8 protein-coding genes are annotated in these 11,732 nt (G+C 55.3%); 3 read left to right on the top strand and 5 right to left on the bottom strand.

Annotated features, from left to right (window positions below):
* Positions 1-470: 470 nt before the first annotated feature.
* Together yqeC and yqeB are read left to right on the top strand one after the other, a co-directional pair.
* Positions 471-1,247 carry a selenium cofactor biosynthesis protein YqeC gene (yqeC, locus tag ACKWMY_RS14485; RefSeq protein WP_409486494.1) on the top strand — a complete coding sequence of 259 codons (777 nt, stop codon included), beginning with the start codon at positions 471-473 and terminating at the stop codon, positions 1,245-1,247.
* 28 nt (positions 1,248-1,275) lie between these two features.
* Complete coding sequence (yqeB, locus tag ACKWMY_RS14480) at positions 1,276-2,865, top strand: selenium-dependent molybdenum cofactor biosynthesis protein YqeB (RefSeq protein WP_409486493.1); 1,590 nt, start codon at positions 1,276-1,278, stop codon at positions 2,863-2,865.
* Between the two features lie 70 nt (positions 2,866-2,935).
* Here the strand turns inward: yqeB and arcC are convergent, their stop codons facing one another.
* The 5 genes from arcC to ygeW form a co-directional block, all read right to left on the bottom strand.
* The gene (gene arcC, locus ACKWMY_RS14475) at positions 2,936-3,868 is read right to left on the bottom strand and encodes a carbamate kinase (RefSeq protein WP_409486492.1); all 933 of its coding nucleotides are present in this window, start codon (positions 3,866-3,868) and stop codon (positions 2,936-2,938) included.
* Positions 3,869-3,894: 26 nt separating this feature from the next.
* Positions 3,895-5,295, bottom strand: a complete 1,401-nt coding sequence (gene hydA / locus ACKWMY_RS14470; protein ID WP_409486491.1) for a dihydropyrimidinase — start codon at positions 5,293-5,295, stop codon at positions 3,895-3,897.
* Positions 5,296-5,650: 355 nt separating this feature from the next.
* Complete coding sequence (locus tag ACKWMY_RS14465) at positions 5,651-6,868, bottom strand: YgeY family selenium metabolism-linked hydrolase (protein ID WP_409486490.1); 1,218 nt, start codon at positions 6,866-6,868, stop codon at positions 5,651-5,653.
* A 69-nt stretch (positions 6,869-6,937) separates the two neighbouring features.
* Positions 6,938-8,131: a diaminopropionate ammonia-lyase gene (gene dpaL, locus ACKWMY_RS14460; RefSeq protein WP_409486489.1), complete on the bottom strand. Its 1,194-nt coding sequence runs from the start codon at positions 8,129-8,131 to the stop codon at positions 6,938-6,940.
* A 73-nt stretch (positions 8,132-8,204) separates the two neighbouring features.
* Complete coding sequence (gene ygeW, locus ACKWMY_RS14455) at positions 8,205-9,392, bottom strand: knotted carbamoyltransferase YgeW (protein WP_409486488.1); 1,188 nt, start codon at positions 9,390-9,392, stop codon at positions 8,205-8,207.
* A 483-nt stretch (positions 9,393-9,875) separates the two neighbouring features.
* Between ygeW and ACKWMY_RS14450 the strand changes: the two genes are divergently transcribed.
* Positions 9,876-11,624: a sigma-54 interaction domain-containing protein gene (locus ACKWMY_RS14450; RefSeq protein ID WP_409486497.1), complete on the top strand. Its 1,749-nt coding sequence runs from the start codon at positions 9,876-9,878 to the stop codon at positions 11,622-11,624.
* Positions 11,625-11,732 lie beyond the last annotated feature (108 nt).

Genomic DNA, 11,732 nt, shown 5'->3' with positions numbered 1-11,732 from the left:
TCCCCAAGGAGAGGGAGCTGATGCAGTGTTGTGGTTAGTTTGGAGTAAATAGCGGCATTGATCGCCAAAAACACTGCAATAACAGCGTGGCACGGACAGTCCCCTCGCCATTTGGAATAGGGAGCTGATACGGTGTTATATGCAGGTTCAGAGCTTCGGCACGTCAAGGAAGACACTGCAATACCAACGTGGCACGGACAGTCCCCTCGCCCTTTGGAATGGGATTTGATGCGGTGTTATATGCATGTTGAGAGCTTCGGCACGCCAAGGAAGACACCGCAATACCAACGTGGCACGGACAGTCCCCTCGCCCTTTGGAATAGGGATCTGATGCGGTGTTATATGCAGGTTCAGAGCTTCGGCACGCCAAGGAAGACACCGCAATACCAACGTGGCACGGGCAGTCCCCTCTCCCTGTGGGAGAGGGTTAGGGTGAGGGGCCGCTTTCTGACTCACAAGACAGGCTATTTATGACACCCAGCTTCAGAGAATTATTCAGTGAGGAATTTAACCGCCTCGATCGGGGCCAGCCGCTGCTGATCGCCCTGATTGGGGCCGGGGGGAAAACCAGCACCCTGCACTGGCTGGCGCAGGCCTTTTATTACCAGGGCAAGCGTGTGCTGTTCACTACCACCACCAAGATGTACCTGCCCACCGCTGCCAACTACCACCACCTGTTGATAGGCCAAACGCCCACCGCCAGCAGCACCCCAGCCATTACCGCCTGCTTCAGTCATTATCAACCGCAGGATAACAAGGTTATCGGGTTAACCGCCGAGCAAATCGATGAGATCAAACAGCGTAAAGCCTTCGACGTGATCCTGGTCGAAGCGGACGGCTCCCGAGGGTTACCCCTGAAAGCCCCGGCAAGGCATGAACCTTGCATCCCCTCCCGCAGTGATTGTGTTATCGCGCTAACCGGAGGCCAGGTGATCGATCGTCCCGCAGACCCACAGCAAATTCACCGTTGGGCGATTTTCTCAGCGCTGACGGGGGTCGGTACCGGTGAAACACTGGATCACCAGGTATTCGACGCCCTGATCGCACACCCTGAAGGGATGTTCAAAGGTACGCCCTCTCAGGCGCGACGGGTCTGGCTGATCAATCAGTTTTCTCATTGTGATAATCAACCGGCTGCCCGCTGGCAACCGCTGCTGCGGCCAGAACTGGCGCTCAGCGCCATCTGGTTTGGCGCAGTGCAGGAGACCCCGGCGATCCATCACGTGATACGGCGCTTAACACAATAATATTTCTGAGGTTATTGACGAGGTCATAATGAATATCTTCGCCGAAGCTGCACGTTTAGAAGAAGAAAACCGGCCCTTTGCGCTCGCCCAGATTATCGAAAGCCGTGGCTCTACACCGCGCCATTCAGGGCAGATGCTGGTGATGGCCGATGGTGACTGTATTGGCACTATCGGTGGCGGCATGATCGAACGCCTGGTGATCGAACAGGCAATTGCCGCCATTTCGGAGCGCAAGGCCAGGGTGTTTCATGGCCGTATGGCACGCACCGGGCAGGATGCGGTAGGCTCGGACTGTGGGGGTGCGATGTCGGTGTATATCGACGTGCATGGCCTGCGCCCGCGTCTGATATTGATTGGGGCCGGGCACGTCAACCGCGCCATCGCCAACGCCGCCAAGCCGCTCGGCTTTGATATTCACGTTGCCGATATCTACCCGGCCAGCCTCGACCCGGCGCTATTTCCGGTGGGCACCACTCTGGTTCATGGCGAGACCTTCCCGGCAGCCATCGACAAGATGAATATTGAACCGGCCAACTTTGTGATCATCGCCACCAACAATCAGGATTGCGAGGCACTCAACGTGCTGGTCGAGCAGCCGCTGTGCTATCTGGGATTGTTAGCCAGCCGCCGCAAGGTGCAGACCTTTACCCAACAGCTGCGCCAGCGCGGCGTGGATGATGAGAAGCTTGGCAGACTCCATGCCCCAGTCGGCTACAACATCGGCGCAGAGACCCCAGAGGAAATCGCCATCAGCGTGCTGGCAGAGCTGTTGCAAGTGCGCAACCAGTCCGCTGGCGGGCTGATGAAGAATGACATCCGCTTAACGCGCGACAAACTGGTGGTGATCCGTGGTGCGGGCGATATCGCCACCGGTGTGGCGCTGCGGCTGTACCATGCCGGTTTTCAGGTCATCATGCTGGACATTGCCCAACCGACCGCTATCCGCCGGACGGTGGCATTTGCTCAGGCGATGTTTGACGGCAAAACCTGCGTGGAGGGCGTCACAGCCTGCCTGGCCAACGACGTCAACGAAGCCTTCGACATCATCAACCGTGGCGAGATCCCGCTGCTGGTTGACCCAGATACCCGCAGCCTGGAACACCTCAAACCCCGTTTTCTGGTGGACGCTATTCTGGCCAAGCAAAACCTGGGCACCCACCGTAATATGGCACCGTTCACCGTGGCCCTCGGCCCTGGCTTCAACGCCGGGCAGGATTGCGATGCGGTGATCGAAACCAATCGCGGCCACGCGCTGGGCCGGGTGATTTATCATGGCTACACCCATCCCAATACCGGTATTCCCGGCAATATCGCTGGCCACACCACCCGCCGGGTGATCCGTGCACCAGCCGATGGCGTCATGCAATGTCGCGTCGCTTTGGGGGATTTGGTGCAGGAGGGGGATGTGGTGGCTCACTGCGGCGAAGCACCGGTGATTGCGCCGCTTTCCGGTATGGTACGCGGTTTGCTGCATGATGGGCTGGAGGTTAAGACCGGCACTAAAATCGGTGATATCGATCCACGCGGCACGCTGGCGGATTACACCACGGTGTCAGATAAGGCGCGGGCAATCGCCGGGGCGGTGCTTGAAGCCATTATGAAACTTGGCCGCAGATAACGGCTGCTGACTCACAAGGGGCGCAAATGAACGCAGCATACAGCGCCCCGAGTGAGTCTGGTGTCTGTGATTAATGGCTAATCACCGTACCAGTTTTGCCTTCAATGCCCTGCTGAGCCTTGCTCAGTACCGTAATTAACGCCTGACGCCCTGGCTTGGATTCGGCAAACGCCACCGCCGCCTCAACCTTCGGCAGCATTGAGCCTTTGGCAAAGTGCCCTTCTTCGATAAAGCGCTGGGCATCGGCAATGCTCAACTGCTCCAGCCATTGCTCATTCGGTTTGCCAAAGTTGATCGCCACCTTTTCCACCGCGGTGAGGATGATCAGCATATCGGCATCGATCATCTCTGCCAGTTTGGCACTGGCCCAGTCTTTATCGATCACCGCGCTGGCACCCCGCAGATGGTTACCCTCGCGGATCACTGGAATACCGCCGCCCCCCACGGTGATCACCACCTGCCCGGCCTCTATCATGGCGCGTACCGTTTCTTTCTCAACGATGTCGATCGGCTTGGGCGAGGCCACTACCCGGCGATAGCCACGGCCCGCATCTTCTACCATGTTGTAACCGTTCTTGGTCAGTTGGCTGGCTTCGGCCTTGGTAAAGAACGAGCCAATCGGCTTGGTTGGATTGAGGAACGCCGGATCGCTGCCGTTGACGATCACCTGGGTGATCAGCGTGGCTACCGGTTTGACGATATTGCGATCGAGCAACTCTTCACGCAGGGCATTTTGCAGATCGTAACCTATATATCCCTGGCTCAATGCGACGCACACCGACATCGGCAGCATCGGCGTATGGGCTTCACTTTTTGCCGCCGCCTCAAACGCCAGATTGATCATGCCCACCTGAGGGCCATTGCCGTGGGTGACCACCACCTGATGACCGTGCTCGATTAAATCGACAATCGCCCGCGCGGTGGTTTTGACCGCCTGCATCTGTTCCGCCAGGCCTTCACCCAATGCGTTACCGCCCAATGCCAGCACTATTTTCTTGTTCATTTTGATCCTTGTTGTTTAGTGAGGTGTTACCCCATTTTTGCCGCGATCTGGGCATTGAAAGGTCGACGACGCAAGAACTGCCCGTATCCCTGCCGCCCGGTAAATTCGCCATTACGAGCCACGATTTCGCCTCGGCACATCGTCAGCACCGGCGCGCCCTGGCACTGAAAACCTTCATAAGGGGAATAGTCCGCATTGTCATGAAGCCGAGCGTGACTGATAACCGTGGATTGGCGCGGATCAAAGATCACCACGTCGGCATCTGCGCCGGGGTTTAGATTGCCTTTACGCGGCCACAGGCCGAACAACCGCGCCGGATTGCTGCTGGTGAGCGCCACAAAGCGTGAAGGGGAAATCCGCCCGCTCATCACCCCGTGAGAGAACAACAGCATCATGCGATTCTCGACCCCAGGCAGGCCGTTCGGGCAACGGGTAAAATCCCCTGCCGCCATAGCTTGCCGTTGGTGATAAGGGAATGTGCAGTGATCGGTGGCGACGGTATCGATAGAACCGTCGGCAATGCCGATCCACAAGCGATCCAATTCCCGCTGGTCCCGCAGCGGTGGGCTGAGGATGTATTTCGCCCCATCTTCACGCAGGTAACATTGTTCGTTGAGCAGCAAATATTGCGGGCAGGTTTCTACCCACACCGGTTGACGCTGTTGACGCGCCAGACGTAAATAATCCAGCCCCAAACCATTGGATAAATGGACGATGTACAGCGGCGCGTTGTCTGCCAGATGGGCCAGATTGATCATCCGGCCAATCGCTTCTGCCTCACATTCCAACGGACGGCTCAATGCGTGGTGGATCGGCGTTGTTTTACCCGCGGCCACCAGCGCAGCACGGCGCAGAGCTATCGCGGCATCGTTTTCTGGATGGACCGTAGTCAATGCCCCAACCTGCCGCAGTTGCCCCAAGGCCCGCAGTACGTCGGTATCATTGATCTTGTAGAGGTAGGTCAGATACAGCTTAAAGCTGCTGATCCCTTCGTCATTCACCATGTTGGCCATCTCTTCGAGAATGCCGTCGTCAATATGCTGGATCACGCCGTGAAAGCCGTAGTCGATCGCCGCATTGCCGGCCGCATACTGGTGGTAGACGTTGAGCTGGTGATGGAGATTGCAGCCCGCCGGGCCAAATCCCATATGATCGATAATGGTGGTAGTGCCGCCGCAGGCCGCCGCGCGGGTGCCGCTAAAAAAATCGTCACAGCTGCGGGCGATGCCGACATCAATATTGAAATGGGTATGGACATCGATGCCGCCGGGCATGACATAACAGCCGGATGCATCGATAACTTCACACTGGCTATCGGCTTCGATCGCCGTGTCGCGCTGGCAGATCACTCCGTTTTCGATCAGCAAATCCTGAGAATACTGTCCGTCGCTATCAACCAGAATGCCGTTCTTAATCAATTGCTTCATTGCTGGCACTCCATAAAAAAATCCGGCAGATCGTGCCGGGTATTTCGCTGTGTGATGCTTGCTGGATGAGGTGCTATTTGGGCCCCTCACCCTAACCCTCTCCCACAGGGAGAGGGAACCGATCGAGCTACTACTTGTCACAGCACTCTGCTTTAAATCAAATAGTTACAGATTAACTCCTGGACCTGACAACATCACCGTGCCAGCGCCCTCTCCCGGTGGAGACCGATCAAGTTCGCTGATTTCTATGTGTAATACTTTTCCTCTTACACCCCACTTTCCGAAGCAGCACGGGCCAGCCGCACGCTCCGGACAGCTCCCTCTCCCTGTGGGAGAGGGTTGGGGTGAGGGCCGCTTATTTCTCCAACTCTTCCAGGTAAGCCAAAGGCACGGCGGCATACATCGCCGCGCAGGTCACCAGATGGTCTTTCCAGGTCTTCTCGTTCGGCGCGTGGGCTTCAGGCTCTTTGCCCGGGCCAAAACCGATCACCGGAATACCGTGACGCCCCATGATGGAGACCCCGTTGGTTGAGAAGGTCCACTTGTCCACCACCGGCTGCTTCTTGAACAGGCCCTGATAGGCTTTGCTCAGGGTTTTCACCGTGATGTGATCTTCTTCGACCTTCCAGGTTGGGAAGTAGCATTCGGTTGGGTACACCAGACCGGTGTAAGACGGACGGCTATAGTCATACATCGACACGACTGCCTTGGCCACCTGTACCGCTGGCAACGCACGGATCTCGTCCAACGCCCCTTCCCAGGTTTCGCCCCAGGTCAGGCGGCGGTCGATGGATACCGCACAGCTGTCGGCTACCGCGCAGCGACTAGGTGAGGTGAAGAAAATCTCAGAAACGGTCAGCGTACCTTTGCCCAGGAAATCATCGTTGCCCAAGTTGCCGGACAATTGTTGCAGTTCGTTGAGGATTGGGCCCATTTTGAAAATGGCGTTGTCGCCACGCTCCGGTGCCGAGCCGTGGCAACTGATGCCTTGCACATCCACGCGGATTTCCATACGGCCACGCTGGCCGCGGTAGATCTGGCAGTCGGTTGGTTCGGTGCTGATCACGAACTCTGGGCGGATGTTGGATTGCTCAATAATGTACTGCCAGCACAGGCCGTCGCAGTCTTCTTCCTGCACGGTGCCGGTCACCAGCAACGTATACTGATCTTCCAGCCCCAGATCCTTGATGATTTTGCCCGCGTAAACCATGGAAGCCATGCCGCCTTCCTGATCCGATGCGCCACGGCCACCGATGATCTCGTCGTTTTCCATGCCCTGGTAAGGGTCAAAGGTCCAGTTCTTGATGTTGCCGATGCCGACGGTATCGATATGCGCGTCCATCGCGATCAGGTGTGGGCCGTGGCCGATATAGCCCAGGATGTTGCCCATCGGGTCAATCTCAACCTTGTCGAATCCGACCTTCTCCATCTCTTTCTTGATACACAGCACCACCAGCTTTTCGTCACAGCTTTCGCTCGGGATCGCTATCATGTCCCGCAGGAAGCGCGTCATCTCATCTTTGTATTGGTAGGCTTTCTCTAACACCAATTCGAAAGGAATTTGCTTTGCCATTGTATTTTTTTCTCCAATTTTTTATTCCCCCTCGCTACTGCGAGAGGTTGAGTAATCTGACGGTGGTGGTTAAACCGGATGCTTCCCTTCCCACACCACTTCGCGATAGTGCTTCACGTCGGTATCGCCTTCGGAGCTGATCAACAGCACCACCGACTGGCTATCCAGACCGAGTTTTTGCATCAGCTGCGCACGTTGCGGGCTGTGATGTACCGCAGCCAGCACGCCCAACCCCACGGCACCGGACTCGCCGGAGATAATGCGCGGGTCGTTACCCAGCGGATTACCCAACACCCGCATCCCTAACGCCGCCACGCTGTCCTGGCAGGAAATAAATTGTGTGGCACAGTTACGCAGCAGCGGCCAGCCCAAGGGGTTAGGCTCACCACAGGCCAGACCGGCCATGATGGTGGCCATATCGCCGCCCACGTTGACGATTTCCCCCTTTACCCCGGAGCGATAAACGCAGTCGGCCAGCTCGGGTTCGACAATCACCGAATGCAGCTTATCCGCACCAAACACATCCACCAGATAGCCCAACACGCCCGCGGCCATCGCCCCAACACCGGCCTGTAACAGCACATGGGTTGGGCGCTCGATCTGCATCTGCCGCATCTGTTCGGCCGCTTCGTCTGCCAGCGTGGCGTAACCCTGCATGATCCAGGTTGGGATCTTGGTATAGCCTTCCCAGGCGGTGTCCTGCACCACCTGCCAGCCACGTTCCTGAGCCGTTTTCATGGTCAGGCGCACGGTATCGTCGTAGTTCATATCGGTGACGATGCACTCGGCACCCAGATTAAGAATGTGGCCCACCCTCTCCTGTGCCGAACCTTTGGGCATATACACCACCGCATGCTGGCCCAGCTGTTGCGCCGCCCAGGCGACACCCCTGCCATGGTTGCCGTCGGTGGTGGTGGCGAAGGTCATCTTCTCGGTCGCCATGGCTTTAAACTTTTCAAAAGAAAACGCATTGATATCAATCTGGTACTTTTCACACAGCAACTGGGCAATGGCGTAAGCACCGCCGAGCATCTTGAAGGCGTTTAAGCCAAAGCGTTTGGATTCGTCTTTGACCAGGATTTTCCGCACGCCGAACAGCTGAGCGAGATCGTCCAACGCGCATAACGGCGTTGGCTGATAACCCGCAATCTTTTTATGAAACTCGCGCGCTTTCTGCGCTTGCGCCTTAGAGAACAGAGGGGAGGTTTCGCCGTTAAAATAACGGTTATCCTCTATCGCCACTTTCAATGAAAAAACCGACATAACCGCTACCTCTTCTGGTCGCATTAATCTTCACCGTGCAGGGACACCGCCCGGTATCCCTGACCAGGTAAATTTATTTAATGCGTTTTTCTGCTTCTTTCAGTAATTGATCCAACACCAGGCCCGGGTTGGAGAATTTGCGCGCCATGATCATCGCCGCGATGATATAAGGCTTCCAACTGGCTTCCTTATAGGTGGCAATACGGTACTTCTCGAATACGCTGGCACAGACTTCCCCTTCTCTGCAGGATACGTCGGTGATGTCCGCTGGCAGGCAGTGCATATAGAGCGCTTCGCCGCCTTTGGTCAGCTTCATCATCTCTTCGGTGCAGTGCCAGTTTTTGTAGTAGGCGTTTTGCGCCAGGCACTGTTGCTCCAGCGCCTTGAGGCCCGCGTGATCGTCGGCACGCAGCAGATCGGTACGCTGCTCCATGACCTTGTACGGCGCCCAGGATTTCGGATAAACGATGTCCGCACCCTGGAAGGCTTCGGCCATCGAGGTCACCTGCTGGAAGCTGCCACCGGACGCGGCGGCGTTGTTCTTCGCCACTTCGATCACGTCTGGGATCAGGTCGTAACCTTCTGGATGGGCCAGCGTCACCTTCATGCCAAAGCGGGTCATCAGGCCAATGATGCCCTGCGGCACCGACAGCGGTTTGCCATAGCTGGGTGAATAGGCCCAGGTCATGGCGATCTTCTTGCCTTTCAGGTTTTCCAGGCTGCCGAAGTGCTCCTGCAACCAGGCCAGATCCGCCATGGCCTGGGTTGGGTGATCGATATCGCACTGCAAGTTGACCAGTGCCGGGCGCTGTGGCAGCACACCCTTTTCAAACCCTTCATCCAGCGCGGCCCCCACCTCACGCATGTAGGCGTTGCCTGCCCCCAGATACATGTCGTCACGGATACCGATGGCATCCGCACAGAAGGAGATCATATTGGCCGTTTCACGCACCGTCTCCCCATGGGCGATCTGCGATTTACCTTCATCCAGATCCTGCTGCGCCAACCCCAGCAGGTTGAGCGCCGAGGCATAAGAAAAACGGGTACGCGTGGAGTTATCACGGAAAATGGAGATGCCTAAGCCACTGTTGAAAATCTTGGTGGCAATGTTTTCTGAGCGCATGGTTTTCAGCGATTCCGCCAGCTTGAGCACCAGTTCCAGCTCGTCACGGCTCTGTTCCCACGTCAGCAAAAAGTCCTTTTGATGTAAATTGGACTTTAACGCGCTTATTTCCTTAATTAACTGGTTAACTGTTCTCATCTTAGCCCCTAAATAGAGAGTGTGGTGGTGATCCGTTAAAACAAGTGCCTAACTTCGGAATAACAAATACGCTTTTTTCAGCGTCTGACTACAGGACAATCAATAAGCGTGCCAACAAGGGGAAAGTTAAGCTACGCAACATAAAACTGCGGATTATTATGATGGCGATCACATAAAATGGGGTTTTAGCAGCGGATAAAGTGAAATTTTCAGTCAGGCTATTGCCGAGGAGGGATAATTCCCTGCGGCGTAAATCGGCCATTTATAATTATCAAGCTTTCTCGCGACCCAAAATGATAGGAATTAGCGTGCAGTATCATTTTGATAATAAAATGTGATGCTAACAGCAGAATCTCTATTCTCTGTGGGATTAGCTTGATGACTATCAAATTATATCTGGCCGTAGTGTATTATCGTTTCTTTTTCAATGACGATAACGGGAGACGCGTGATGATAGCACCGGCCACTGCCCAGTCGGCTCTTATGCAGATCCAACCGACAATTTTGCGCTTTACCAAGATGCTCTCCAGCGTGTTGCTGCTGGAGGTAGAGATTGTCGATGCCAACCTGGTACGCGTGGCAGGCACTGGCCCGTATGGCAAACAATTTGGCATCAAGCTCGGCAGCAACTCCTGGTTGTTGAAATATGTGATTGATACTAAAAATGAAAAGATAGTCACCCACTCCCGTTATGACCCGGTGTGCGAAGGCTGCACCAGCAAAGATGAGTGCCAGGAAAAGGCCTTCCTCGGCATTCCTATCCTGTTCCAGGATACCTGCATCGGCGTGATCAGCCTGGTGGCCTTCACTCTGGAGCAGCAGCAAAGGTTGCGGGATAATCTGCAAGAGTTCTCGGGTTACGTGCGCAATATCTCCAACGTTTTCGTTTCTAACTTATTGGAGACACAAGGCAGCAGCGGTGGCTTAAATAAAGTGCTTTTCAGCCTGATTGAAAATATGGACCAGGGGGTGTTAATACTCAATGAAAAGAGCCAGGTGAAATTTGCCAATATGATGGCATTGAAACAGCTCAATATGCCGCAGGAAAATATTATCGGTAAAACCTTTACTATTCGCGCCCTCACCTTCCAGCAAAATTACACCAGCGGACATCTGCAACATATTCTCTCCTTCGACGATAACCAGGAGATTATGATTGGCCAGCTACACCAGGTTCAGGATCACCAATTATTTTTAATGGCCTTCCATCAGTCACATTCCTCATTTAACGAAACTCTAGTCCTGCAAGACCCGCGCATTGAGCAATTGGCGGGGGAAAGCAAGCCGATGCGCCTGCTGAAGAGTTTAATTACCCGTATTGCCCCAAGCCCCTCCAGCGTATTGGTGGTTGGGGAAAGCGGCACCGGCAAAGAAGTGGTGGCGCGGGCGATCCACCGGCTGAGCAACCGCAGCGATAAACCCTTTATCGCCATTAACTGCGCCGCCATTCCGGATCAACTGCTGGAGAGTGAACTGTTTGGTTACCTGAAGGGCGCATTTACCGGCGCTTCGGCCAATGGCAAGGTGGGGCTGATCCAGGCGGCCAATCAGGGGACGCTATTCCTGGATGAGATCGGTGATATGCCGCTAATGTTGCAGGCCAAGCTGCTGCGCACGGTGGAATCCCGTGAAGTGTTGCCGATCGGCTCCAGCAAGCCGATCCCGGTCGATATCCGCATTATCTCCGCCACCAACCAGAATCTGGAACAGTACATTGCCGAAGGCAAGTTCCGTGAAGACCTCTATTACCGCTTGAACGTTATCCCCATCACCCTGCCACCACTGCGTGAGCGCGAAGGCGATATCGAACTGCTGGTGCACTATTTCCTCAGTTTGCACACCAAGCGGATCGGCATTATTTACCCTGGCATCTCGGCAGAGGTACTCGAGCTGTTACGCCGACACCGCTGGCCAGGCAACGTGCGCGAACTGAGTAATTTGATGGAGTATCTGGTTAACGTGGTGCCGAGCGGTGAAATCATCGATACCTATCTGCTGCCGCCCAATCTGACCCGTGGGCAACATCTGGAGGCTCGCGCCAGCGTATCTACGTATAAGGCCACAGAGAGTTGCGAAAACCACGATATGGCGGGGTTGGAGAGTATGGAGAAGCTGATGATTGAGGAGGCGCTGAGCCAACATGCGAACAAGAAGGTGGTGGCGGAAAAGCTGGGGATTGGTATCGCGACGCTGTATCGCAAGATAAAGAAGTATGAGCTGTCTTCTCATTGAGGGGGGAGATTAATTATGTGCCGGGCTGGCGCGTTTAGCTGGCTAGCCCTAGACCGTCCTTGTGTTCTGCTATCAATATCTCTTTTCAAGGCGTATTAGCGCTCTTAT

The organism is Serratia sp. J2, from assembly GCF_046269175.1.
Taxonomy (GTDB): Bacteria; Pseudomonadota; Gammaproteobacteria; order Enterobacterales; family Enterobacteriaceae; genus Chania; species Chania fonticola_C.
Note: the sequence above shows the minus strand (reverse complement) of the source record. Positions and strands in the feature narration are given on the sequence as shown.

What these genes read in the sequence shown, in the direction of transcription:
- yqeC (WP_409486494.1), top strand. Translation starts at nt 471, where the DNA reads ATGACACCCAGCTTCAGAGAATTATTCAGTGAGGAATTTAACCGCCTC.
- yqeB (WP_409486493.1), top strand. Translation starts at nt 1,276, where the DNA reads ATGAATATCTTCGCCGAAGCTGCACGTTTAGAAGAAGAAAACCGGCCC.
- arcC (WP_409486492.1), bottom strand. Translation starts at nt 3,868, where the DNA reads ATGAACAAGAAAATAGTGCTGGCATTGGGCGGTAACGCATTGGGTGAA.
- hydA (WP_409486491.1), bottom strand. Translation starts at nt 5,295, where the DNA reads ATGAAGCAATTGATTAAGAACGGCATTCTGGTTGATAGCGACGGACAG.
- ACKWMY_RS14465 (WP_409486490.1), bottom strand. Translation starts at nt 6,868, where the DNA reads ATGGCAAAGCAAATTCCTTTCGAATTGGTGTTAGAGAAAGCCTACCAA.
- dpaL (WP_409486489.1), bottom strand. Translation starts at nt 8,131, where the DNA reads ATGTCGGTTTTTTCATTGAAAGTGGCGATAGAGGATAACCGTTATTTT.
- ygeW (WP_409486488.1), bottom strand. Translation starts at nt 9,392, where the DNA reads ATGAGAACAGTTAACCAGTTAATTAAGGAAATAAGCGCGTTAAAGTCC.
- ACKWMY_RS14450 (WP_409486497.1), top strand. Translation starts at nt 9,876, where the DNA reads ATGCAGATCCAACCGACAATTTTGCGCTTTACCAAGATGCTCTCCAGC.